Source organism: Xanthomonas dyei (genome assembly GCF_002939865.1).
Classification (GTDB): Bacteria; Pseudomonadota; Gammaproteobacteria; order Xanthomonadales; family Xanthomonadaceae; genus Xanthomonas; species Xanthomonas dyei.
This window is the reverse complement of record NZ_MDEE01000004.1, coordinates 151332-176256: the sequence shown is the minus strand read 5'-3', so window position 1 is coordinate 176256 and position 24925 is coordinate 151332. Positions and strand designations below refer to the sequence as shown.

Annotated in this window: 20 protein-coding genes, 2 other RNA genes and 1 pseudogene; 12 read left to right on the top strand and 11 right to left on the bottom strand. The window is 64.9% G+C overall.

The window, feature by feature from the left end; all coding sequences use genetic code 11:
* Positions 1–797: 797 nt before the first annotated feature.
* The 6 genes from XdyCFBP7245_RS05440 to XdyCFBP7245_RS23695 all read left to right on the top strand — a co-directional run bounded on the left by XdyCFBP7245_RS05440 (position 798) and on the right by XdyCFBP7245_RS23695 (position 8287).
* Positions 798–2165, top strand: coding sequence for an aspartate aminotransferase family protein (locus XdyCFBP7245_RS05440; protein ID WP_104614745.1), 1368 nt, complete (start codon positions 798–800; stop codon positions 2163–2165).
* 217 nt (positions 2166–2382) lie between these two features.
* On the top strand, positions 2383–3498 hold the full coding sequence (locus XdyCFBP7245_RS05435) for a polyamine ABC transporter substrate-binding protein (RefSeq protein WP_104614722.1): 1116 nt from the start codon (positions 2383–2385) through the stop codon (positions 3496–3498).
* 337 nt (positions 3499–3835) lie between these two features.
* Entirely contained in the window at positions 3836–5023 is a 1188-nt protein-coding gene (locus XdyCFBP7245_RS05430) for an HlyD family secretion protein (RefSeq protein WP_104614721.1), read from the top strand.
* Entirely contained in the window at positions 5020–6606 is a 1587-nt protein-coding gene (locus tag XdyCFBP7245_RS05425) for an MDR family MFS transporter (protein ID WP_104614720.1), read from the top strand. Before XdyCFBP7245_RS05430 ends, XdyCFBP7245_RS05425 begins: the two co-directional genes overlap by 4 nt.
* A gap of 4 nt (positions 6607–6610) precedes the next feature.
* Positions 6611–8101, top strand: coding sequence for an efflux transporter outer membrane subunit (locus XdyCFBP7245_RS05420; RefSeq protein WP_170068533.1), 1491 nt, complete (start codon positions 6611–6613; stop codon positions 8099–8101).
* 3 nt (positions 8102–8104) lie between these two features.
* A complete protein-coding gene (locus XdyCFBP7245_RS23695) occupies positions 8105–8287 on the top strand; it encodes a hypothetical protein (RefSeq protein ID WP_146091646.1) in 183 nt (60 codons plus the stop codon).
* 109 nt (positions 8288–8396) lie between these two features.
* Here XdyCFBP7245_RS23695 and XdyCFBP7245_RS05415 read toward each other — a convergent pair.
* A non-coding RNA gene (locus XdyCFBP7245_RS05415) (sX9 sRNA) lies at positions 8397–8475 on the bottom strand.
* 341 nt (positions 8476–8816) lie between these two features.
* Between XdyCFBP7245_RS05415 and XdyCFBP7245_RS05410 the strand changes: the two genes are divergently transcribed.
* The 4 genes from XdyCFBP7245_RS05410 to XdyCFBP7245_RS05395 all read left to right on the top strand — a co-directional run bounded on the left by XdyCFBP7245_RS05410 (position 8817) and on the right by XdyCFBP7245_RS05395 (position 13369).
* Positions 8817–9944, top strand: a complete 1128-nt coding sequence (locus XdyCFBP7245_RS05410) for an ABC transporter ATP-binding protein (RefSeq protein ID WP_170068529.1) — start codon at positions 8817–8819, stop codon at positions 9942–9944.
* Positions 9941–10855, top strand: a complete 915-nt coding sequence (locus tag XdyCFBP7245_RS05405; protein ID WP_104614717.1) for an ABC transporter permease subunit — start codon at positions 9941–9943, stop codon at positions 10853–10855. Before XdyCFBP7245_RS05410 ends, XdyCFBP7245_RS05405 begins: the two co-directional genes overlap by 4 nt.
* Complete coding sequence (locus XdyCFBP7245_RS05400) at positions 10852–11700, top strand: ABC transporter permease subunit (protein WP_055851842.1); 849 nt, start codon at positions 10852–10854, stop codon at positions 11698–11700. Before XdyCFBP7245_RS05405 ends, XdyCFBP7245_RS05400 begins: the two co-directional genes overlap by 4 nt.
* Before the next feature lie 304 nt (positions 11701–12004).
* Complete coding sequence (locus tag XdyCFBP7245_RS05395; protein WP_104614744.1) at positions 12005–13369, top strand: NAD-dependent succinate-semialdehyde dehydrogenase; 1365 nt, start codon at positions 12005–12007, stop codon at positions 13367–13369.
* Positions 13370–13630: 261 nt separating this feature from the next.
* Here XdyCFBP7245_RS05395 and XdyCFBP7245_RS05390 read toward each other — a convergent pair whose 3' ends face one another.
* The 10 genes and pseudogenes from XdyCFBP7245_RS05390 to XdyCFBP7245_RS05345 form a co-directional block, all read right to left on the bottom strand.
* Entirely contained in the window at positions 13631–14632 is a 1002-nt protein-coding gene (locus XdyCFBP7245_RS05390; RefSeq protein ID WP_104614716.1) for a magnesium and cobalt transport protein CorA, read from the bottom strand.
* A gap of 14 nt (positions 14633–14646) precedes the next feature.
* Positions 14647–15912: a lipoprotein N-acyltransferase Lnb domain-containing protein gene (locus XdyCFBP7245_RS05385; RefSeq protein WP_170068528.1), complete on the bottom strand. Its 1266-nt coding sequence runs from the start codon at positions 15910–15912 to the stop codon at positions 14647–14649.
* The gene (locus tag XdyCFBP7245_RS05380; RefSeq protein WP_104614742.1) at positions 15909–16787 is read right to left on the bottom strand and encodes a CorC family transporter; all 879 of its coding nucleotides are present in this window, start codon (positions 16785–16787) and stop codon (positions 15909–15911) included. The genes XdyCFBP7245_RS05385 and XdyCFBP7245_RS05380 overlap by 4 nt, the downstream gene beginning before the upstream one ends.
* Before the next feature lie 96 nt (positions 16788–16883).
* Positions 16884–17402, bottom strand: a complete 519-nt coding sequence (locus XdyCFBP7245_RS05375; RefSeq protein WP_104614715.1) for a hypothetical protein — start codon at positions 17400–17402, stop codon at positions 16884–16886.
* A complete protein-coding gene (ybeY, locus tag XdyCFBP7245_RS05370; RefSeq protein WP_055851860.1) occupies positions 17402–17887 on the bottom strand; it encodes an rRNA maturation RNase YbeY in 486 nt (161 codons plus the stop codon). The genes XdyCFBP7245_RS05375 and ybeY overlap by 1 nt, the downstream gene beginning before the upstream one ends.
* 94 nt (positions 17888–17981) lie before the next feature.
* Positions 17982–18539: a hypothetical protein gene (locus tag XdyCFBP7245_RS05365; protein WP_104614714.1), complete on the bottom strand. Its 558-nt coding sequence runs from the start codon at positions 18537–18539 to the stop codon at positions 17982–17984.
* Complete coding sequence (locus XdyCFBP7245_RS05360; RefSeq protein WP_104614713.1) at positions 18536–19522, bottom strand: PhoH family protein; 987 nt, start codon at positions 19520–19522, stop codon at positions 18536–18538. The genes XdyCFBP7245_RS05365 and XdyCFBP7245_RS05360 overlap by 4 nt, the downstream gene beginning before the upstream one ends.
* A gap of 641 nt (positions 19523–20163) precedes the next feature.
* Positions 20164–20230: non-coding RNA, sX9 sRNA (locus XdyCFBP7245_RS05355), on the bottom strand.
* A gap of 94 nt (positions 20231–20324) precedes the next feature.
* Positions 20325–21794, bottom strand: coding sequence for a tRNA (N6-isopentenyl adenosine(37)-C2)-methylthiotransferase MiaB (gene miaB, locus XdyCFBP7245_RS05350; protein ID WP_104614712.1), 1470 nt, complete (start codon positions 21792–21794; stop codon positions 20325–20327).
* Positions 21795–21860: 66 nt separating this feature from the next.
* Positions 21861–22480 (bottom strand): annotated as a pseudogene (locus XdyCFBP7245_RS05345) (glutathione S-transferase family protein).
* A gap of 109 nt (positions 22481–22589) precedes the next feature.
* Between XdyCFBP7245_RS05345 and XdyCFBP7245_RS05340 the strand changes: the two are divergent.
* Complete coding sequence (locus XdyCFBP7245_RS05340; protein WP_104614711.1) at positions 22590–23555, top strand: helix-turn-helix transcriptional regulator; 966 nt, start codon at positions 22590–22592, stop codon at positions 23553–23555.
* Positions 23556–23604: 49 nt separating this feature from the next.
* The gene (locus tag XdyCFBP7245_RS05335; protein WP_104614710.1) at positions 23605–24588 is read left to right on the top strand and encodes a lytic transglycosylase domain-containing protein; all 984 of its coding nucleotides are present in this window, start codon (positions 23605–23607) and stop codon (positions 24586–24588) included.
* Positions 24589–24925 lie beyond the last annotated feature (337 nt).

Genomic DNA, 24925 nt, shown 5'->3' with positions numbered 1-24925 from the left:
CCTTGAAGCGTGCACCATGCGCGCACCTTCTTCCACACCCTGGCCCAGCAAGCACTTGATCTCGCAGAAAAAAATGTGGGGAAACCTCAGTGTCGGGTGGTGTTAATGCGTGGCGCGGTTTGTGCTTTTGCACGGTTCGCGGATTCAAATTCAGAGCAGGGCTTTCACGCCCTTCGGGCGCGAGTCACTTTTTCTTTGCTTGTGCAAAGAAAAAGTAACCAAAAAGAAAGCACCCCCCGTCCTCGCGCCCTCCGCGCCATAGGCGCTGCGGGTGCGCAAGTCCGGCAGAAATTTTTGTAAGGGACATCCATGTCCCTTACAAAAACGTCGCGCATCCATGCGCGCCGCCCTGCGGGTTGTATCTACCGGCCTTGCCGCTGCGGTATGGGGCCCCGGAAAGCGCAAGCGAAGCAAGGCAATCAAAGCTGAAGCAAAGCAAGGCGAAACAAAGCAAGGCGGAGCTAGGCGAAACAAAGCGAAGCTACGCAAATCAAAGCGCTGCACAGATCAGCGCATCAAGGTGTAGCGATGTCATGCGGAAGCCAGCCGGTGCTTGGCAGGAGGCAGGCGCCGCGAAGGAAATGCGCAGACCGCGGACGCAGCAAGGCATCCCCTTCTCCCATCGGGAGAAGGTGCCCGAAGGGCGGATGAGGGTGCGGTGTTGGTGGCAGCGCTAGTTCTCGCGGCCAAGCCGTCTGGCGGATGTGCCAGCGATTCGCAGGGCAATCTGCAATGCCGTCCACGGTGCGGCAACAGGGCGTGTGTATGCTCGTGGTTCCTCATGCGTGGAGCAGGTCGTGGATCCTTCTGTGCTCAGGTCGTTGCAGCAGCTCGATGCGGCGCATCATCTGCATCCGTTCAACGACAACGCGGTGCTGGCGGGCAAGGGCACGCGCATCCTGGCGCGCGGTGAGGGCGTGTATGTGTGGGATGCCGACGGCAACAAGCTGCTGGATGCGTTCGGTGGCTTGTGGTGCGTCAATGTGGGCTATGGACGTACCGAGCTGGCGCAGGCGGCGGCGCGACAGATGGAGCAGCTGGCGTACTACAACAGCTTTTTCCAGTGCACCACCGAGCCCACCATCCACCTGGCCGCCAAGCTCGCGGAACTGACGCCCGGCGATTTGAATCATGCGTTCTTCGCCAATTCCGGGTCGGAGGCCAACGACACCATCCTGCGCCTGGTGCGGCATTTCTGGGCGGTGCAGGGGCAGCCGCAAAAACACGTCTTCATCGGTCGCCACAATGGCTATCACGGCACCACCATGGCCGGTGCCAGCCTGGGTGGCATGCAGGGCATGCACAAGCAGGGTGGGTTGCCGATACCGGGCATCGTGCATATCGAGCCGCCCAATCATTTCGGCGATGGCGGGGACATGGCACCGGACGAATACGGGCTGCTTGCCGCGCGCCGTCTGGAAGCCAGGATTCTCGAACTCGGGCCGGAAAACGTGGCGGCCTTCATCGGCGAACCCATCATGGGGGCGATCGGTGTCTATATCCCGCCGAACAGTTATTGGCCAGAAATCCAGCGCATCTGCCGGCACTACGACGTACTGCTGGTGGCCGACGAGGTGATTTGCGGATTCGGGCGTACCGGGGAATGGTTCGGGGCGGATTACTTCGGCTTTCAGCCCGATGTGATGACGCTGGCCAAGGGCATCACCTCCGGCTACATCCCGCTGGCGGCGGCGATGTTCAACGATCGCGTGGCCGGGGTGCTCAAGCAACAAGGCGGCGAGCTGGCGCATGGCGGTACCTATGCCGGGCATCCGGTGTGCGCGGCGGTGGCGCTGGAGAATCTGCGCCTGCTGCAGGACGAAGGCATCGTGGACACCGCACGCACGCAGATCGCGCCGTATCTGGCGCAGCGCTGGGCGGAGCTGGGCGCGCATCGGCTGGTCGGCGAGGCGCGGATCGCGGGCCTGGTCGGGGCGCTGGAGCTGGTGCCGGACAAGCGCCAACGCGGCCGATATTTTCCCGGGCGCGGGCGGGTCGGCGCGATGTGCCGCGACTTCGCGCTACGGCGCGGGGTGATCCTGCGCGCCACCTACGATGCAATGCTGCTGTCGCCGCCGTTGATCATCACTTGCGAACAAGTCGACGAGCTGTTCGACAAGGCCTGGGCGGCGTTGGACGACACCGCGCAGGCGTTGGGCAAGTAAGCGCGGCGGCAGGCCTGCGGCCGCAGAGCCGCGCAGCCACAGCGTAGCAAGCGCTACCGCCGCGGCCGACCTTCGCCAACCCCGACGTTTCAGCGCGTCAAACCGCGAACCCCGGTCCACGCACCTTCCGCTGTGCAAACCCGGACGCGGTGGGTAGGCTGGGCGCAGACCGGCCGCGATGCCGGGCCGCTCCCACCGCGCTGCCCTGGAGACCCACATGACGCTGCGACTGCTCGCCCTGACCCTGTCCATCACCCTGTTGTCCGGCTGTGGCGGTGGTGGCGCGCCGGGCAAGGCCGATGCGCAGGCCAAGGTGCTCAACGTCTACAACTACTCGGATTACATCGCCGAAGACACGATTCCCGCGTTCGAAAAGAGCACCGGCATCAAGGTCACCTACGATGTATTCGACAGCGATGAGATGGTGGAAACCAAGTTGCTGGCCGGTGGCAGCGATTACGACGTGGTGGTGCCCACGCTCAACTTCTTCGGCCGGCAGATTCAGGCCGGTGTGTTCCTGCCGTTGGACAAGAGCAAGATCCCGAATCTGGTCAATCTGGATCCGGACGTCATGCGCCGCATCGCTGCGCAGGACCCGAACAATGCGTATGGGGTGCCGTACATGATCGGCACCACCGGTATCGGCTACAACGTCGACAAGCTCAAGGCGATCTTCGGCAGTACCGATGTCGCCAACAGTTGGGATCTGGTATTCAAGCCGGAGAATCTGTCCAAGCTCAAGGACTGCGGCGTCACCATTCTGGACACCCCGTCGGACATGATCCCGATCGCGCTGAATTATCTGGGCCTGGATCCGCACAGCAGCGTGCCGGCCGAGATCGAGAAGGCTGCCGCGCTGATCAAGACCATCCGCCCGTACGTGCAGAACTTCCACTCCAGCCAGTACGTCACCTCGCTGGCCAACGGCAATACCTGTCTGGCGGTGGGGTGGTCGGGCGACATCATCCAGGCGCGCGACCGTGCCAAGGAGGCCGGCAACAACGTCAACGTGGCCTACGCCATTCCGAAGGAAGGCGCGCCGCAATGGTTCGACATGTTGGCCATCCCCAAGGACGCCAAACATCCTGACAACGCCTACGCCTTCATCAATTACCTGTTGAAGCCGGAGGTGGCCGCGGCCAACAGCAATTTCATTCATTACGCCAACCCGGTGCGCACCGCCACGCCGCTGGTGGATGCGGCGATCCGCAACGACCCCACCATCTACCCGCCGCCGGAAGTGACCGCCAAGATGTTCACCTACGCGATCAATTCGCCAGAGGTCGATCGCCTGTACACGCGGCTGTGGACCGAGATCAAGACCGGCCGTTGAGCCAGGGCGTCAGGCGCTGATACGGCGCAGGCCGCCGCATCCTTATCAAACGCCAATCATTGGCTGAGACACTGCAGACCTGGTCGCGGCAGCGTGCCGCTGATGCATCGGCGTCGCTTGCATCGCCGAGTGCACGCCAGCGTTCCGCGCGCGGCTGGCTGACACGCAGCAACTGACCGATCCGGCCTGTTCGGCCAGCCTCAGCCCCGGCTGACTGGTCTCGTCACGCAACCTGTACCGACGGGTTCAAATAATTGCATGGTTCCGCCGCTTTCGCCGTGCCACCGATGCGGCATGCCGTTGGCGCGCCTCGCCCACGACCTACAGGACGCTTCCTTTGAGCAACCAAGCAGACCACCCGTCCAACGATGGCCGCAGCCAGGCCGCGGACGCGCACGACGACCAGGAGCAGAAGCCTTCGCCGTTGAAGAACCCCAAGGTCAAGTGGACGCTGATCCTGGTGGGCGTGCTGGTGCTGGTCTTGCTGGTGGTCTGGCTGGCCTATTACCTGATCAAGGGCCGCTACATGCAGGACACCAATAACGCCTATCTGCAGGCCGATTCGGTGGCGGTGGCGCCGCGCGTCAGCGGCTATGTGACCAAGGTGATGGTGGGCGACAACCAGATCGTGGACGCCGGTCAGCCGCTGCTGCAGATCGACGACCGCACCTATCAGGCCACGCTGCAGCAGGCCGAGGCTGCGATTGCCGCGCGCCAGGCCGATATCGCGGCCGCCACCGCCAATGTGTCCGCACAGGAGTCGGCGCTGGTGCAGGCACGTACCCAGGTCGCTGCCGCCGCTGCCAGCCTCACCTTCGCCCAGGCCGAAGTGAAACGCTTCGCACCGCTGGCGGCCTCCGGCGCCGACACCCACGAGCACCAGGAAAGCCTGCAGCACGATCTGGCCCGCGCCCGCGCCCAGTACGACGCCGCCCAGGCGCAGGCCAAGGCTGCGCAGAGCCAGATCCAGGCCAGCACGGCGCAACTGGAGCAGGCCCAGGCCGGGGTGAAGCAGGCTACTGCCGACGCCGACCAGGCCCGCATTGCGGTGGAAGACACCCGCCTGACCAGCCGGATCCACGGCCGCGTCGGCGACAAGACCGTGCAGGTGGGGCAGTTCCTGGCCGCCGGCACTCGCACCATGACCATCGTGCCGCAGGAATCGCTGTACCTGATCGCCAACTTCAAGGAAACCCAGGTTGGCCTGATGCGTCCCGGCCAGCCGGCCGAGATCGAGGTCGATGCGCTGTCCGGGGTGAAGCTGCGCGGCAAGGTCGAAAGCCTGTCGCCCGGGACCGGCTCGCAGTTCGCGCTGTTGCCACCGGAAAACGCCACCGGCAACTTCACGAAGGTGGTACAGCGCGTGCCGGTGCGTATCCGTGTATTGGCTGGCGACGAGGCACGCAAGGTGTTGGTGCCAGGCATGTCGGTGGAAGTGACGGTGGACACGCGTTCGGCCAAGGACGCCAAACAGCGTGCCGAAGCAGAATCCGACCGCGTGCAGGAGCAGGAGCGCGCGCAGTGAGTGCAGCGGCAGCCACTGGCCAGAGCGCCGGCGGCAGCGCTGCCAGCGAAAAGGCCGAGCCGGGCGCCTGGCTGGCGGTGCTGGCCGGCACCATCGGCTCGTTCATGGCGACGCTGGATATCTCCATCGTCAACGCTGCACTGCCCACCATCCAGGGCGAGGTCGGCGCCAGCGGCACCGAAGGCACCTGGATTTCCACCGCCTATCTGGTCGCCGAGATCATCATGATCCCGCTGACCGGCTGGTTCGTGCGCACCTTGGGGCTGCGCAACTTCCTGCTGATCTGCGCGGTGATGTTCACCGCGTTTTCGGTGGTGTGCGGGTTGTCGACCTCGTTGAGCATGATGATCATCGGCCGGGTCGGGCAGGGCCTGGCCGGCGGTGCGCTGATTCCCACCGCGCTGACCATCGTTGCGACACGGCTGCCGCCCAGCCAGCAGACCATGGGCACCGCGTTGTTCGGCATGACCGTGATCATGGGCCCGGTGATCGGCCCGCTGCTCGGTGGCTGGCTCACCGAGAACGTCAGCTGGCATTACGCGTTTTTCATCAACGTGCCGATCTGCGTCGGCCTGGTGGCGTTGCTGCTGCTGGGGCTCAAGCATGAAAAGGCCGATTGGGCGGGCCTGCTCAATGCCGATTGGCTGGGCATCTACGGCCTGACTGCGGGCTTGGGCGGGCTCACCGTAGTGCTTGAAGAAGGCCAGCGCGAACGCTGGTTCGAATCCAGCGAAATCAATACGCTGAGCCTGATCGCCTTGAGCGGATTCATTGCCCTGGTGGTCGGCCAGTTCCGCAAGCGCGCGCCGGTGATCCGTCTGTCGCTGCTGCTGCATCGCAGTTTCGGTGCGGTGTTCATCATGATCATGGCGGTGGGCATGATCCTGTTCGGCGTGATGTACATGATTCCGCAGTTTCTGGCGGTGATCTCCGGCTACAACACCGAGCAGGCCGGTTACGTGCTGCTGCTGTCCGGCCTGCCCACCGTGCTGCTGATGCCGATGATGCCCAAGCTGCTGGACATGGTGGACGTGCGCATCCTGGTGATCGCCGGGCTGATCTGTTTTGCCGCGGCGTGTTTCGTCAACCTGTCGCTGACCGCCGACACCGTCGGCACGCATTTCGTCGCCGGGCAGTTGCTGCAGGGCTGCGGGTTGGCGTTGGCGATGATGTCGCTCAATCAGGCGGCCATTTCGTCGGTACCGCCGGAGCTGGCCGGCGATGCATCGGGCCTGTTCAATGCCGGCCGCAACCTGGGCGGCTCGGTCGGGCTGGCGCTGATCTCCACCTTCCAGGAGCGCCGCATGACCTTCCACACCGAAACCATCGGCAGCGCGATCACCGCCAATGCGACGCGCGCGCAGGACTTTCTGGCTGGCCTGAGCGCGCAGATGCAGGGCAGCGCCGGTGGCGAGGCGGCCATCCGCTCGATCGCGCAGTTGGCGCGACTGGTGCAACAGCAGGCGCTGGTGATGACCTACAGCGATCTGTTCTGGATCTTCGGCGTGATCGTGGTCTGCACGATTCCGCTGGCTTTTTTGCTCAAGCCGTTACCCAAGGGGGCGCACCTTGCAATGCACTGATTCCCTGCGCCTGATGCGCATGGCACTGGCCGCGGCGTTGAGCGCCGTGTTGCTGGGCGGCTGCATGCTCGGCCCCAACTACACCAAGGCACCGCCGGTGGCCGATGCGGCCATGCAGGCGCCCGCACTGCATCGCGCCAGCGGCGCGCAGGTGGTTGCCGCCGCGCCGTTGAACCACTGGTGGGAGCAATTGAACGACCCGCAGCTCACCCAGCTGGTGACCCAGGCGCTGGCCGACAGCCCCAACCTGCGCGCGGCGCAAGCGCGTCTGCGCGCCAACCGCGCACTGGCCCGGCAACGCCGCGCCGAGCGCTTGCCCAAGCTCAATGCCAGTGCGATCTACGCCTATGCCGAGCCGCCGCAGACCATCGTGGACACGCTGGGCGGGTTGCAGGAGGGCCAGCCCGGTCAACAGCCAGCCGCAGGCGACCAGGCACTGGATCTGGACAAGACCCAGATCTACAGCGCCGGTTTCGATGCCAGTTGGGAGCTGGATTTTTTCGGCCGCCGCCGTCGCGCCGCCGAGGGCGCGCTGGCGCAAGCGCAGGCCTCCGAAGCCGAGCTGGCCGATGCGCAGGTGCAGCTCGCCGCCGAAGTGGGGCAGGTATATCTCAACTATCGCGGGCTGCAAGCACGGCTGGCCATTGCCGATGCCAACCTGGACAAGATCGGCCAATCGCTGGCACTGATCCGTCAGCGCCGCGAGCGCGGTGCGTCCTCGGACCTGCAGGTGGAGCAGATCGCCACCCAGGTGCAGCAGCAGCAAGCGCAGCGCCTGCCGCTGGAAATGCAGTTGCAGGAAGCGCTGGACCAGCTCGCGCTGATGGTCGGACGCGAGCCCGGCGCGTTGGACGCGCAACTGCTCGCGGTGCGGCCACTGCCGATGTTGCCCACCGAGGTGCGCGTGGACGATGCCGGCGCGTTGATCCGCCGCCGCCCCGACGTGCGCAAGGCCGAGCGCGAGCTGGCCGCGTCCAGCGCGCAGATCGGCGAGGCGTTGAATGGCTACTTCCCGCAGGTGACCCTGCTGGGCGGGCTGAGCTGGGTGGCCGGTTCGCCCAGCGACTTCAACTCTGACGCGCTGACCACCCTGGCGGTGCCGATGCTGCGCTGGTCGATCTTCGATTTCGGCAAGACCCGCGCGCAGGTGGAACAGGCGCGCGCCGGCAATGCCGGGCGCGAGGCCGCTTATGAGGGCGCGGTACTGGCGGCGTTGCAGGACGCCAACGCCGCGTTGTCGCGCTTCGGTTCGGCGCGCAAGCAGCTGGTGGTCGCGCGCCAGGCCGAAGCCTCGGCCACGCGCTCGGCCGGGCTTATGCAGCAACGCCGCGATGCCGGCGCAACCTCGTCGATCGATCTGCTCGACGTGCAACGCCAGCAGTTGTCCGCACAGGACGCCGCCGCGCAGGCGCAGGTGCAGCTATTGGTCAACTACGTCGCGCTGCAAAAAAGTCTGGGTCTGGGCTGGAGCGAGGCGCCGCAGGAGACGCGTTGACTGTTGTCGATGGTCGATGGGCTTCAAGCAGGCAAGCAAGCATGCATGCGCTGCCATTGCGGCGCGCCGGTGATGGTGGCGCATGCGGTCGGCATCAGGAGTATTGGTGGCCAGGAGTTCATCGGATTAATGGGGTTTGCACAAGCCCCGTCAGTGAGTGTGGAGACCAAGACTTTGCTGGACTGAAACACGCACCGACGAGGACGGCTTGCATACCGATCTACGCATCGTCTTACACGTTTGCACGGCGTGCGTTTTGCACCCGAACATCCGGTTGATCAGACCAACTTGGAGCGGCTAACAAAAAAACGGAGCCAGCAATCGTCAGGTGGGTGCGGACGGCCCGGAGGAACCGGAATGTACGAGTGGTAGATGCCGCAACGAACACTGAGCACTGAGCACTGGCCGCCTGGCGTTGAGCACAGTTGTTTTGTTAGCTGCTCGTCTAGCGTTGGCCCCGCTTGATTGGCTGGTATTGCCCGGCGATGTCTTCTCCAATCGAAACAAGTCGCCACTGATGCAGTCGCGGACACTTGCCGCGATGCCCGTTGATCGTCACTCTCAGCCGCAGACGCGCAGACGCGCAGACGCGCAGACGCGCAGACGCGCAGACGCGCAGACGCGCAGACGCGCACGACAGCCGATACATGCTTTTGCCATCATGGTGCGCAGGCTCTGCCCCCGGCGCCTGCGTTTGCCGTCATCGAGAGGAACCATGTCACTGACCGACGCCTTGCCGCCCCTGTCCACCCCTGCGGATGCCGGCTACCTGTCCATCAGCGAGGTCCGTAAGGAATTCGATGGCTTTGTCGCGGTAGACGATGTCAGCCTGCAGATCCGCAAGGGCGAAATCTTTGCGCTGCTGGGCGGGTCGGGCAGCGGCAAATCCACCTTGCTGCGTTGTCTGGCCGGCTTCGAGCGACCCACCAAGGGGCGCATCACACTCGATGGCCAGCCGATCGATGCGCTGCCGCCGTACGAGCGCCCGATCAACATGATGTTCCAGTCCTACGCACTGTTTCCGCATATGAGCGTGGAGCAGAACATCGCCTTCGGGCTGAAGCAGGAGGGCTTGTCGAAGGCCGCTATCGCCAGCCGCGTCGGCGAGATGCTGGAGCTGGTGCAGCTGGGCGCGTTGGCCAGGCGCAAGCCGCATCAGCTCTCCGGCGGCCAGCAGCAGCGTGTCGCGCTAGCGCGCTCGCTGGCCAAGCGGCCCAAGCTGCTGCTGGACGAACCGATGGGCGCGCTGGACAAGAAGCTGCGCTCGCAGATGCAGCTGGAACTGGTCAACATCATCGAAACCTCCGGCGTCACCTGCGTGATGGTCACCCACGACCAGGAGGAGGCGATGACCATGGCCACGCGCATCGCGCTGATGGATCAGGGCTGGATCCAGCAGGTCGGCACGCCCGATGAAATCTACGAACAACCGGCCAACCGTTTCGCCGCCGAATTCATCGGCTCGGTCAATCTGATCGATGCCGTCATCGCCGAAGACGCGCCCGATTACGTCACGCTGAAGACGCCGGCCTTCGACGCCCCTATCCGCATCGGCCACGGCATCACCGGCTTCGAAGGCCAAGCGGTGGCGTTTGCGCTGCGTCCGGAAAAACTCGCCATCGGCAAGGACGAACCCACGCAGGCCTGCAACAAGGCGCAGGGCGTGATCGAAGATATCGCCTATTTCGGCAGCCATTCGGTCTACCACGTGCGGCTGCCCAGCGGGGTCAAGCTGATGGCCAACTTTGCCAATCGCCAGCGCTGGGCCAGCGAAGCGCTGACCTGGGGCGATGCGGTGTGGGTGGGTTGGGGCGAGGACGACGGCGTGGTGCTTACCGCATGAGGCCGCGTCTTTTCCGTCGCGGCTTGCCGGGTGCACGTTGGGGCGTGATCGCCGCACCGTACCTGTGGTTACTGGTGTTCTTCGCGATCCCGTTCCTGATCGTGCTGAAGATTTCGTTTGCCGAGCGCGCCACCGCAATGCCGCCATACACGCCGCTGTTCGTATCTGCGGCCGATGGCGCCGTCAGCGTCAAGCTGCATCTGGGCAATTATCTGGCGCTGCTGCGCGACAGCCAGTACGTGGCCGCGTACCTCAGCTCGATCAAGATCGCGGCGATCTCCACCGTACTGGCGTTGTTGATCGGCTACCCCATGGCGTCTGTGATCGCACGCTTGCCGTTGGCTACCCGCAACGTGGCGATGATGCTGGTGGTGCTGCCATCGTGGACCTCGTTTTTGATTCGTGTCTACGCATGGATCGGCATTCTCGACAGCAACGGCCTGCTCAATCAGGCGCTGCTGGCGCTGGGCCTGATCAAGCAGCCCTTGCAGTTGCTGTACACGCCCATCGCCGCCTATATCGGCATCGTCTACTGCTATCTGCCCTTCATGGTGTTGCCGCTGTACGCCAATCTGGTCAAGCACGACAACCGTTTGCTGGAAGCGGCCTACGATCTGGGCGCGCGTCCGTGGCAAGCGTTTGTGCGCATCACCTTGCCGCTGTCGCGTAACGGCATCGTGGCCGGCTGCATGCTGGTGATGATCCCGGCGGTGGGCGAGTTCGTGATTCCGGAAATGCTGGGCGGCCCCAACACCTTGATGATCGGCCGCGTGCTGTGGGGCGAGTTCTTCAATAATCGCGATTGGCCGGTGGCCGCTGCCGTGGCCACGGTCATGCTGGTGTTGTTGCTGGTGCCGATCGTGATCTTCCATCGTTACCAGCAGCGCGAGCTGGAAGGGCGGCTGACATGATGCGCGCCTCGCGCGGTGGGCGCGTGCTGGGCGGCAGTGTGCTCGCGCTGGGGTTCGGCTTTTTGTATCTGCCGATCCTGTTGCTGATGGTGTATTCGTTCAACGCCTCGCGTCTGGCCACGGTGTGGGGCGGGTTTTCGACGCGCTGGTATGGCGAGTTGCTGCGCGACCGGCAATTGCTGGAGGCGGCCTGGGTCAGCCTGGAAGTTGCGTTCTGGACCGCCTGTGCGTCGATGGTGCTGGGCACGATGGCCGCGATGGCGATGGTGCGCATGCGGCGGTTTCCCGGCAAAACGCTATTCGGTGCGCTGATCACCGCACCGCTGGTGATGCCGGAGGTGATCATCGGCTTGTCGATCCTGCTGTTGCTGGTCTCGATGGGTGGCGTGCTCGGCATCGCACCGCGCGGCGCAGTGGCGATCTGGGTCGCGCATGTCACCTTCACCGTGTCGTTTGTCACCGTGGTGATTTCCTCGCGCCTGCAGGAGCTGGACCGCTCGCTGGAAGAAGCCGCGATGGATCTGGGGGCCACGCCGCTGAAGGTGTTCTTCCTGATTACCTTGCCGATCATCGCCCCGGCACTCGCATCGGGGTGGCTGCTCGCCTTTACCCTGTCGCTGGACGATGTAGTGATTGCCAGCTTCCTGGCCGGACCGAGTTCGACCACGCTGCCGATCAAGGTGTTCGCCTCGGTGCGGCTGGGCATCAGCCCCAAGATCAACGCACTGGCCACAGTGATGGTGCTGGCGGTGTCGGTGGCCGCGGTGATCGGGTGGTGGCTGCTGGCCCGCAGCGAAAAACGCCGTCTGCGCGATCAGCAACTGGCGCTGCAAGCGGCTCCCTGAGCACGTGCCCGCGGTGGTGTGGCCAATGAACTGCAGCAGGCGGCCATCAAAATGGATGGATGAATCTGCCGCCGCGCAATGCTAGAGCAATGCGCGGTTGGACCGTCTGAACAGGGCAAGGCTGCTTTCGTTACCTCGTCTGGGGGCGTTATCCCAGCGGTCATTGATCAAAGAGTTGTGCGATCAAGGTGCGGCACTGCGTCGCGGTGCGGGTAAACACAGCGTTGCAGCGGTTTGCAGCGGTTGTGACGCGGCTGCAACTTCCCGGCGACTAGCATTGGGCGCCTTGCAACTGGAGACCGCCATGTCCTACGACACCGTCAACCCGGCCAACGGCCAGGTCGAACATACCCAGCAGACGCTGGACGCTGCCGCCATCGAGGCGCGTCTGGCTGCGTCCGCCAAGGCGTTTGCGCAGTGGGCAGCGCTGCCTTTGGCCGAGCGCAGCGCCTTGCTGCGCCGGGTCGGCGAAGAGCTGACCACGCGGCGCGAGGACCTGCAGCGCATCATGACCGCCGAAATGGGCAAGCTGCGCCGCGAGGCGCTGGCCGAGGTCGACAAGTGCGCGCAGGCCTGCGCGTATTACGCCGACCACGCTGCCGAGTACCTGGCGCCGCGGGAGATTCCAACCGAGGCGCAGTCCAGCTATGTGCGCTATGAACCGCTGGGCTGCGTGTTTGCGGTGATGCCGTGGAATTTCCCGCTGTGGCAGGCGTTTCGCTTTCTTGCGCCGGGCCTGATGGCCGGCAATGTGGCGCTGCTCAAGCACGCCAGCAACGTGCCGCGTTGCGCCGATGCGATGAAGCAGGTGCTCGATGCCGCCGGCATTCCGCCGGGTGTCTTCGACGTGCTGCATATCGACAACGACCAGGCCGCCGATGTACTGCGCGATGACCGCATCGCGGCAGTCACGCTGACCGGCAGCGAACGTGCCGGCCGCTCGCTGGCCGCCAACGCCGGCGATCAGCTGAAGAAATGCGTGATGGAACTGGGCGGCAGCGACGCTTTTGTGGTGCTGGAAGACGCCGACCTTGAACACACCGTGCAAGCGGCCGTGCAGTCGCGCTTCGACAATAGCGGGCAGACCTGCATCGCTGCCAAGCGCTTCATTGTGGTCGATGCCATCGCCGACCAGTTCATCGAACGCTTCGTCGCCGCCGCCTCCAAGCGCGTGGTCGGCGACCCGCAGCAGGAACGCACCACGCTCGCACCGATGGCGCGCGCCGATTTGCGCGACGAATTGCACAAGCAGGTGCAGGCCAGCGTGGAGAAGGGCGCCAAGGTATTGCTGGGCGGCGCACCGGTGCCGGGCTCGCATGCCGGCTACCCGGCCACGATCCTCGACCAGGTCGCCCCCGGCATGCCTGCCTACGACGAAGAATTCTTCGGCCCGGTGGCTTCGATCATTCGTGTGGCCGACGAGGCCGAAGCGGTACGTGTGGCCAACGACACCACTTTCGGCCTGGGCGGCAGCGTGTGGACCGCAGACGCCAAACGCGGCGAGCGCGTGGCGCAGCAACTGCAGTGCGGCGCCGCCTTCGTCAATTCGGTGGTCAAGAGCGATGTGCGGCTGCCGTTTGGCGGCATCAAGCGCTCAGGCTTTGGCCGCGAACTCGCCGAACACGGCATCCACGAGTTCATGAATATCAAGACGATCTATGTGGCTTGAGAGCGGGGATTCGGGAGTGGGGATTCGCAAAGGCCAAGGCGTTTCCCTTCTCCCATCGGGAGAAGGTGCCCGAAGGGCGGATGAGGGTACGCATCAGCAGGTATTTGGCTAGCGCGCGCCAACAGAAACCACCGCCCATCAAACAATCTTGATCAAACGATCAAACGCAACAGCGATCAAACTCAACCATCACTCAAGCTCGATCAGCAACCAGCCAACCCGCTCCAACCAATCCCGAATCGCCACTCCCCAATCCCCGCCCTACAGCCACCGCGCGCGCTTGAACAGGCGATACAGCACCAGGCACGAGGCCACCACGCCGCCCACCAGCAAGGGGTAGGCGTAGGGTTTGTCGAGTTCGGGCATGTGGCTGAAGTTCATGCCGTACCAACTGGTGATCAGGGTCGGTGCGGCGAGCAGGGCGGCCCAGGCGCCCAGGCGCTTGACGGTTTCGCCCTGCGCCAGCGTCACCATCGACAGGTTGACGCTCAAGGCGGTGCCCAGCATCTCGCGCAAGGTGTCGATGGCGTCGTTGATGCGCACGGCGTGATCGAGTACGTCGCGCAAGTAGATGCCGACCTCGTCATGGATCAACGCGCCCGGATTGCGTTTGAGATGCGAGAGCACGTCCTGCAACGGGGCGACCACCAGGCGCATCTTGTTGAGTTCGCGCTTGAGTTCATACAAGCGCACCACGGTTTCGCGCTTGTAATTTTCGGCGAAGATGTCTTTTTCCAGGCCTTCCAGCGTGTCGCGGAACTCGTCCATGATCGGCAGATAGTTGTCGACCACAAAGTCCAGCACGCCGTACAGACAGAACGAAGCGCCCTTGCGCAGCATCGCCGGGTCACGTTCGACGCGATGACGCACCGGCGCATACGACAACGAGGCGCCATGGCGTACCGTCAACAGAAAGCGCCTGCCCAGGAACGCGTGGGTTTCGCCGTAGCGGATGCGCTCGTTGACCAGTTGCGCTGTGTTGACCACCACAAACAACGAATTGCCGTAGCTCTCGGCCTTGGGGCGTTGATGCGCCTTGAGCGCGTCTTCGATGGCCAGATCGTGCAGGCCGAACTCGTCCCGCAACTTGTGCAGCACCGATTCCTGCGGCTCGTACAGGCCAACCCAGACGAAGCCGTCCGGGCGCTGCAGCACATCGCTGATCTGCTCCAGGCTGATATCGTGCCGCGTGCCTTCGTCGTCGTAGTAGGCGCAGGTGATGACGCAGGACGGGTTGTCTGGATGGCGACCGTGATTGTTCATGCGCGCATCCTGGATCAGCGCGTGCGCAGCGACAAGTCGCGCGGTTGCAGCGCGATCGCGAGCGCGACATGGATCGGCAACAGCAGCATCACCCACTGCAGGTTGTCCTGCGCCTGGAACGAAAGCCAGTGAATGACCAGGGCCAGCAACGCTCCCGCGGCCACCACCCAGCGCAGCCCAGCGAACCAGCGTCCGGGCCGGCGACCACGCAGCACCTGCAGGCCGCCGATCAACAGCACCACGCACAGCGGATTGACCAGCAACAGATTGCGATTGGCCCACGCGGATTGATGGGCGGTAAAGCCCCACAGATACACCAGCAGGCCGCCGCCAATGGCGCATAGCAACCACAATGGCAGCGCAAGGCCGGCCAGTAAGCGCGGTTTGCGGCGCAGTGCCAGCACGCCGGCGGCAAGCGCCAGGCCGACCAGCAACCACGGCCACCAATGGCGTTGCTGTTCGGCAGGTTCCGGCGCGATGCGATGCGGCAGCAGCACCTGCGTGGCTTGCACCAACGGGCGGCCGGCGCTGTTGTGCACCTGGGTCAGGCTGTCGGCCAGCCGCATCGGCACGAAGGCTTCTTCCCAGCGCGACAACGGGCGATCTGCATACGGCCCCAGCCCCAGGTCGAAGCCCAGCCACATCCACGGGGCAGGGGAGGCCAGGCGCACCGCTTCGCTGCGGAAGGTATTGCCGCGCGAGCGGCCGGCCAGTTGCGACTTGAGCGCGCCGCCCATCGCACGGTCCAGGGTGTCGCGCACCATGGTGGCGCAGTTGGCTTCGAAATAATCGTAGTGATAGCGGGCGTTTTCCGGCCGGCTGCGGACCGCCAGGCCATCGGCAAGCGCGCGCGCCTGCTCCGGCGGCAGATCCAGCCACTGCACGCTGACGCCGCGGCCAACGTTGCGGTATTGCGACAGATCTTCTGCCAGCGGCAACGCCACCAGGTAATACATCATTTCGCCGCGGGTGAAGCGCGGCACGAAGTCCGGCTCGCTCGGGTCGAAGAAGCCGAAGTTGTACGAGGTCGCCTGCTGGGTCAGCGGGTCGACCACCACGATGGCGTCATGCCCGAAGCGTTCGAAGAACACTTCGCCCGGTTGCATGGTGACTACGCCTATGCGCGGTGGCGGTGTGCTGCTCGGAGCAGCAGCCTGCGTCATCTGGGCCGACGCAAGCGGCGCCACCAGCAGCGTCAGCAGGAGCAGCGCCCAGGACGCAACCCATTGCCAACCACCACGGCCGCATCGCACCGTGGCGTGACGGCGTGCGAGGTTCAAGCGTCGTCCTGCGGGTCGGGCGGCAGGATGGTGACGTGGAAGGCGTGCACACGGCGCGCGTCGGCCTTGGCCACGCGGAACGCAAACCGGCCCAAGGTCAGCTCTTCGCCGGTTTCCGGCAGGTGCCCGATCGCATCGGTCACCAAGCCACCCACGGTGTCGTACTCGTCGTCCGGAAATTCGGCGCCGAAGCGTTCGTTGAAGTCCTCGATCGGCGTCAGCGCATCGACCACGTAGCGGCCATCGGCCTGGATCGCGATCAGCGAATTTTCTTCTTCGGCGTCGTCGTGCTCGTCGTCGATCTGGCCGACGATCTGCTCCAGCACGTCCTCGATGGTGACCAGCCCGGCGACGCCGCCGTACTCGTCCACCACGATCGCCATGTGGTTACGCGACAGGCGGAATTCCTTGAGCAGCACGTTGAGCTTCTTGGACTCGGGGATCAGCACCGCCGGGCGCAACAGCTCGCGCACGTTGCCGGGCCCGTTGTCGGCGACTACGCCGCGCAACAGGTCCTTGGCCAGCAGGATGCCGAGCACTTCGTCCTTGTTTTCGCCATGCACCGGGAAGCGCGAATGGCCGGATTCGACCACTTGCTTCATCAGGTCGATGAAGCGCGCTTCCACCGGCAGCGAGACCATTTGCGAGCGCGAAATCATCACGTCGCCCACGGTGAGCTCGGACACGGAGATCGCGCCTTCCATCATGCGCAAGGTGTCTGCGGCGATGAGACCGTCTTGTTCGGCGGTCCGCAGCAACGCGACCAGTTCGTCGCGGGTATGGGGTTCGCCAGAGAAGGCCGCGCTCAGGCGTTCGAGCCAGCTGCGGCGTTTTTCGGGGGTTTCTGAGGTGTGGCTACTGTCGTCTTCGGACATCATGACGGGGAAGGGCACCCGGCAAACCAGGCGATAGGTTGCAGTCTAGCAGGAAGCCGGCAGGGCGCTGTGGATCCGCTGCCCGGCGCCGGGGTGTCAGGGCAGGTCCAGGCTGTAGCCGCAGCCGACCACGGTCTTGCCGGGGTGCGATTTGACGTTGGTCACACTGAGCACCACCGACTCGATCATCGCCTCGCCGGTCTTCGGGTTGGTGGTGTCTTCGCTGACCAGCTCGCGGCCGTACATGACCTTTTCGGCGTTATCCACGCCCAGTTCCAGGTCCAGTTGCTTGGCCAGCGGGCGCGGGTCGGGCAGGTCCAGGATCGCCATGATGCTGGCGCCGGAAAATGCGATATGCGTGGTGCTGTGGCCGAACACGCTGATTGGCGTATTGAGCGTGTATTCGGTCATGAACAGGTTGGACTGATCCAGCGGCGTCCAGCCCAACGCCACTGCCTTGAGCGGGTCGGCCAGCACCGGCGCCAGCGCGGTGAAATCGCCGATACGCTGCCGGCACTCGATCAATGCCGGCAGGTCCGGGCGCACCGGTGCGCTCTGTGCCAGCACCGTCGAGGGGTTCAGCAGCAGGCAGGTCAAGGCGAACGACGCGCGCATCAGCGCTCCCCCGCATACGGATCGTCGATGCCCAGATCGGCCAGGATTTCGCGCTCCAGTTGCTCCATCGCATCGGCTTCCTTGTCGTCTTCGTGGTCCCAGCCCAGCAGATGCAAGGTGCCATGCACGGTCAGATGCGCGTAATGCGACGCCAGCGATTTGCCTTGCTCGGCCGCTTCGCGTGCCACCACCGGCGCGCAGATCACCAGATCGCCGAGCAGCGGCATCTTGATGCCTTTGGGCAGGCCTTCGGGCAGCTCGGCCGGAAAGCTCAGCACGTTGGTGGCGTAGTCCTTGCCGCGGTAATGATGATTGAGCGAGCAGCCTTCCTTCTCGTCGACCACACGCACCGCCAGGTCGGCCTCGCGGATGCGGCCCTTCAGCGCCGCAGCCACCCACTTGCGAAAACTCACCGCCGACGGCAGGCCGGCGCGCGGTAGCGCGTAACTGACGGCAACGTCGAGGCGGACGGGGCCTTTGGTCATGGGGGCACGTCTGATGTGGGCAGCTGAAAGGAGTCGACAGTATCGCGCGTGTGACGCTTCACCGCGACCTCTGGCAACGAGGCCGGCGTAGGCCTCATCGGACACATTCGGTCACCTCCATCAGTAACGGTCCACCATCGGCGATGCGATACAAGATCCAGCCATGCGGACCCTCCTGGCATTGCGGGTCGGTATGTTGGACGGTGATCGCAGGTGCGAAGCCACTCGGCGCGCGCGTCCACACCGCAGCTTGCCCGCGTTCGAGCAGGTCTCCCACCAGGTACATGCCGTCGCCAGACGCCTGCGCAGCGTCCACTGCGGCGCAGCCGAATCGGTCTTGGGTGTCGCCGGCTGCCGCCAATAGCGCCTGCGCCCGGTCGCCGGCGATCCAGGCCAGCCGCTGTCGCTCACTGCCTCTGGGGACGCTGGCAAAGCTGCGCCGGAACGCTGCAGCGCGCTGGAGTTCCGATTCGGGGAGAACGATGGTGCCTTCTTCGAGCGCGATCGACAGGCATGGCAGGGTGACGGTCTGATTGAGGGCGATGCGCTGTTGCGTGTTCGCCTCAGCCTCTGGTGGCTGTGCCGAACCGCTAGGGCTACATGCAATGCCAAGCAGGGCGGCCAGCGCCACCCTGATGAGACGCCGGCTCATGCAGCCGGACCTGTCTCTTTGTCGATGCTGTCGCGCTTTTCGTAGGCATTGACGATACGTGCCACCAACGGATGCCTCACCACGTCGCGCGCCTCGAAGAAGGTGAAGCTGACCCCGTCGACCTCGTGCAGCACCTCGATCGCATCGCGCAGGCCGGATTTGACATGCTTGGGTAGGTCGATCTGGGTCAGGTCGCCGGTGACCACAGCGGTGGAGCCGAAGCCCAGGCGGGTCAGGAACATCTTCATCTGTTCGATGGTGGTGTTCTGCGCCTCGTCCAGGATCACATACGCATCGTTGAGCGTGCGGCCGCGCATATAGGCCAGCGGTGCGATTTCGATCACGTTGCGTTCCAGCAGCTTGATCACCTTTTCCACGCCCAGCATTTCGTACAACGCGTCGTACAGTGGGCGCAGGTACGGGTCTACCTTCTGGCTGAGGTCGCCTGGCAGGAACCCCAGCTTTTCGCCGGCTTCCACTGCCGGGCGCACCAGGATCAGCCGTTGCACGCGCGATTCGTTCAGCGCCTCCACCGCGCTGGCCACTGCCAGGAAGGTCTTGCCGGTGCCGGCCGGGCCGATACCGAAATTGATGTCGTGGGTAGTGATCGCGTGCAGGTACTTGGCCTGGTTGGCACCACGGCCGCGCACGGTGCCGCGCTTGACCTTGATCGCCACGTCCTGTGCCTGGTAAGCACGTTCGGCCACATGCTCGACGTTGGCATCGTTCAAGCGCAGGTGGATCGCATGGTTATCGAAGGTGGTGGAGGCGGCTTCGTCGTACAGCGCGGTCAACAACGTCTGCGCGGCGGTGATCGCCGGTTCCGGGCCGGTGATACGGAAGATATTGCCGCGGTTGGCGATCTCCACGCCAAGCTTGAGCTCGATCTGGCGCAGGTGCGCGTCGAACGGGCCGGCCAGATTGGCCAGGCGCTCGGTGTCGTCGGGTTCCAGGGTGAAATCGCGGTAGGCAGGTGAGTTCATGGTCGGATCGGACAGCGCGCGCGGGGCGTCGGTAGGGTGGCAGACGAGGGTAGCGCGCAGGATGTGATCCCACCAACACGCCGGGCGTCGTGGCATGGCCAATACGCGCGCGGGCGGCTTTTCCACAAGCGCTGTGGAGTCACGCATCACTAACCTGTGGATAGATTGCGTCAGCCTTACTGGTATAAGGCTTGGACGGCATGTGGTGAAAAAATCGCCAGTGCGCGCAGGGTTGTCCACACGCGGTGTGGATCGAATTCGGCAAAGCCTGTGGGTAAGTGGCACCATCCCTTGTGCTGCAAGGTGTTGCGGCGGTGTGGTGAATTTTTGATCACTGCCGCAGACGCTGCACACTGCTGCTTGCCGTGATACAGCCGCTGCGTCGCCCAGCATCGGATGCGTGGGCGGCGGCGCGGCCGTGCATCGCGCGCGGCCAACACAAGCAGCTAAGCGGTGAGTGCGCCGCGCTGCCGTAAAGACAGGGGTAACCCACACCAGCATGCGCGCAACACAGCACAGCGCACGCGCTGGTACGCAATGCTCCGAGCAGCGTGCGTAGAACGTTCAATCGTTGATCGCCCACACGGCATGACGCGTGCAACGTACGCGCGACGTGCATCTGCCGCGGTCATCCTCAGAGCGGCTGACAAGATGTAGCGAGCAGTCGTCAGGTAAGTGCGCAAGAACCGGAATGTACGAGTGGCACATGCCGCATCGAGCGCCGGCCGTGCACGCCTGGCGGCGAGCACAATCGTTTTGTTAGCTGCTCTCAACGCAACGCCGCACAGATGCGGCGCGCGTGTCAGCTGGTGCTGTCGTCCAGGTGGATGCGACCACGCAGCGAATTGCTCATCGCCTCGGTGATCAACACATCCACAAACTGCCCGATCAGACGCGGATTGCCGGGGAAATTCACCGGGCGCATGTTCTCGCTCTTGCCGGTCAGTTCGTTCGGATCGCGACGCGACGGGCCTTCCACCAGCACCCGTTGCACGCTGCCGACCATGGACTGCGAGATAGTCGCCGCATGCGCGCTGATATGCGCCTGCAAGCGGGCCAGACGCGCCTGCTTGACCGCATCGGGCGTGTCGTCTTCCAGGTCTGCGGCCGGCGTGCCGGGGCGACGCGAATACACGAACGAAAAGCTCTGATCGAAGCCGACGTCTTCGATCAACTTCATGGTCTTTTCGAAATCCGCTTCGGTCTCGCCGGGAAAACCGACGATGAAGTCCGAGCTGATCGAAATATCCGGGCGCACCGCGCGCAACTTGCGGATCTTGGATTTGAATTCCAGCGCGGTGTAGCCGCGCTTCATCGCCGACAGAATGCGGTCGCTGCCTGCCTGCACCGGCAGATGCAGATAGTTGGCCAGCTGCGGCACGTCGCGATACGCATCCACCAGCGAATCGGAAAATTCCAGCGGATGCGAGGTGGTGAAGCGGATGCGGCCAATGCCCTCGATCTGCGCGATGGTGCGGATCAACAGGCCCAGATCGGCGTACTGCGCCGCCTCGCCGGCATCGGCGCCACAAGCGCCGCGATACGCGTTGACGTTCTGGCCGAGCAGGTTGATCTCGCGCACGCCTTGCGCCGCCAGTTGCGCCACTTCCACCAGCACGTCCTCGAACGGGCGGCTGACTTCTTCGCCGCGCGTGTAAGGCACCACGCAGAACGAGCAGTACTTGGAGCAACCTTCCATGATCGATACGAATGCCGACGGACCATCGGCGCGCGGTTCGGGCAGGCGATCGAACTTCTCGATTTCCGGGAAGCTGATGTCCACTTGCGACTTGCCGGACTGGCGCCGTGCACGGATCAGTTCCGGCAGGCGATGCAGGGTCTGCGGCCCGAACACCAGATCCACATACGGCGCGCGCTTGACGATGGCTTCGCCTTCCTGCGAGGCCACGCAACCGCCCACGCCGATGATCACCGGCGTGCCGCCGGCCTTGGCGCGGCTTTCCTTGAGCAAGCGCCAGCGGCCCAATTGGCTGAACACCTTTTCCTGCGCCTTTTCGCGGATGGAACAGGTGTTGACCAGCACCACGTCGGCGTCTTCGGGGTTGTCGGTCAGCTCCAGCCCTTCGGAGGCCGCGAGAACGTCGGCCATCTTGGCCGAGTCGTACTCGTTCATCTGGCAACCGTGGGTCTTGATGTACAGCTTGCCGCGTACCACGGCAGGCGCCGCCGGGTGGGCGACCGGCAACGGCAGCAGGGCGGGGGCGTCCACGGCGGTGGCCGCGGACAGATCGGAATCGGGTGTCCCGGGCATGGCGCTTATTCCAGGCGGGTAAGAGATAGCCGCGCAGTTTACCCGCTCACGGCAGCGCTTGCGCTCCTAGCTTGCTGCCTGCGCGTCGACGCCGGCTGCGCGCGCGACTGCCGGGCGCTCGGCCATCCGTGCGATGTAGGTGTGGGTCGGGGCCGGCGGGTCGATCATGCCGAACTGCACCATCCATGCCAATGCGCCGCCCATAGCACGTCGGCTGCGCTGCAGCGCGTGCCCAGTAGGTAGTCGCCTTGCGCCAGCTGTGCATAGACCACGTTCAGGACGGTGTCGGAGTCGGCATAGGGCGAGAGCGAGCGCGGTGGGGGCGAGCGCTTGAGCGCAAGGTCGACGATTGCCGGTTCGAATGCCGCGCCATAGAACGCCAACCAGCGCAGGTAGGCACCGCGGTCGGCATCGCCCGGCGCAGGCGACAGGCCGGCTTCCGGGTAGAGCTCGGCCAGGTACTGATAGATGGCGCCTTGTTCGGTGACCACGCTGTCGCCGTGCACGATCGTCGGGATCTTGCCCATCGGGTTGATCGCGAGGAACTCCGGCGCAAGCTGCTGCTCCTTTTCCAGATCGATGATCTGCAGGCTGTAGCTGGCGCCCAGCTCTTCCAGCAGCACCAGGACACCGCGTGAGCGTGAGCGGGGATTGTGGAACAGGGTGATATGGCGGTCGGCGGACATGGCGGGCTCCTTGAGATCGGTTGTTGAGTGGTTGAGTGCGGGGTGATTGCTGGTATGACGATCCTAAGGGGCCCTTGCGGACAGTTTCTGTCCGCAATACCGTCTCGCCATGGCCTCGACCGCTGCCCGTCTGTTGCGACTGCTTTCCTTGCTGCAAGGTGGCCGCAGCTGGCCGGGCGCTGCACTGGCCGAGCGCCTGGAGGTGCACCCGCGCAGCCTGCGGCGCGATATCGAGCGACTGCGCGCGCTTGGCTATCCGGTGCATGCGGCGCCGGGATCCGGCGGCGGTTACCGGCTGGGGCAGGGCGCGGCCGCCCTGCCGCTGCTGTTCGAAGAAGAAGCAGCGCTGACCGTGGCGATCGCCCTGCGCGCAGCCGCCCCGGCCATCGCCGGCATGGATGCGGCCGCCGCCCGCGTGCTGGCGAAGCTGGACCCGCTGCTGCCACGCCGGAGCGGTCAACGCGCCAGCGCCGCACACGCCGCCATGGCGAGCATGCCGATTGCCGAGGCGGGCACCCGGGTGGACGCGGCCTTACTGGCGCAGCTTGCCGGCGCCTGCCGCGACCGCATCACGCTGCGGCTGGACTATCGACGTCACTCCGGCGTGGCCATCACCCGCTGCGTCGAGCCGGCGCTGCTGGTCAACTACGGCCGGCGTTGGTACCTGCTGGCCTGGGATTGCGAACGCCAGGATTGGCGCACGCTGCGCGCAGATCGTATCGATCTGGCGGTCATGACCGGGGCCCGGTTCGCCGCGCGTGCGCTGCCGGAGGAGCCGCTGCAGTTGCTGCGCACAGCCATCGGCGAAGCGCCGTTTCCGTGTCGGGCGCGGGTGCGCCTGCCCGGCACGCTGGAGGTGTTGGCCGCGCAGGTTCCACCCTGGCTGGGCGCGCTGGAGGCAGACGGGGCAGGCCATTGCTGGCTTGGGCTGGGCGCGCCGAGCATGCCGGCGCTTGCGGCCAATCTGCTGTTGCTGGAGCTGCCGTTCGAGGCGATTACGCCGGACACCCTGCGGCAACCGCTGCTCGATGCGCTGGACGCCTTGCGGACGCGGCTGCACCGGCCGTCGGCCTGAGACTTGCAGCCTCTTGGCAAGCCCGAGGCAAGCTGTGACACTCCGCCGCATGAAGGGGATGTCAAGATTGCTGGGGCTGTTGCTTGTCACGTTGTCGGCTGCGCCGGTCAGCGCCGGCACGCTGTACAAATGCGTCAGCGGCGATGGCATCACCAGCTACCTGAGCAAGCGCCAGAGCGGCGCCACCTGTAGCGTCATCAGCAGCTATACCCCGGATCGTTCGGCACGCCGCCTGCCATCTTCACCTGTGTATCCAGCGTCGGCAGTGTCCAATGCGTCGGCCCGTTCCGCCGCCAATCTCGACAGCGGTGCACCCGCCACCATCATCAGCCCGCCACCACGCCGCACTGCCGAGGCCGCTGTGGCCGCGCCGCGTGCATTGCCGATGGCAGAGCGTGCGACATCGATCATGCCCGCCGCCGTGCCGGCCGCTGCGGTCAACCCGCGTCGGGTGGTCAGCGGACAGGTCTATTCGTATATGAAGGACGGCGTGCGCCATTACACCAGCGCACGTCCGCGCCAGGTGGCCAGCGTCGAAGGGCTGCGCACCATCCACTACAGCTTCATCGAGACCTGTTACGCTTGCGGCGCCAAGCCGGGCGTCAACTTCGGCGCAATCCGGCTCAACACTGCGGCCTATCAGCAGGAGATCGCGTCGGCGGCGCGCGAGTTCGGGGTCGAAGAAGCGATCGTGCGGGCCATCATCCATGCCGAGTCGGCCTATAACCCGTTGGCGCTCAGTCGCGCCGGCGCGCAGGGATTGATGCAGTTGATGCCGGGCACCGCCCGCCGCTTCGGCGTCAACGATGCGTATGACGCATCGCAAAATATTCGCGGTGGCGTGCAATATCTTTCGTGGTTGCTGAAGCGCTTCAATGGCGACCTCACGCTAGCGGCCGCTGGCTACAACGCCGGCGAAGGTGCCGTGGATCGCTACGGTGGCGTGCCGCCCTACAGCGAGACCCAGCGCTACGTGCAGCGTGTCGGCCTGCTGGCCGGCCGTTATCGCGGTCAGAGCGCAACTGCCAACTGAGCAACGTGCTGCGCCCCAGCGCTTGCAGATGCAGGCAGCGCCGAGGCGGTCACGCCATGAGTCCTTGTCGTTCGCATGGCCGCCAATGCTGCACCTGCGTAGCGATGCCATCGCTGCGGCATCGCGCCCGCGCACCGATACGCTGTCTGCGCGCACTGCGTCACAGCCATTGCATGGGGCATCGCGCTTGGCCCGCATCACCTGAGGCGACCGCGCACGTCGGCCATTGCATCGCACATGCCCGACTGCGTACATTGCATTGTCTGTGCATTAAGCGTTCCGCTACACTGCGGTCGACTCATCGCGGCTGGACCCCCCGCCAGCCGTTGGCAGCCTC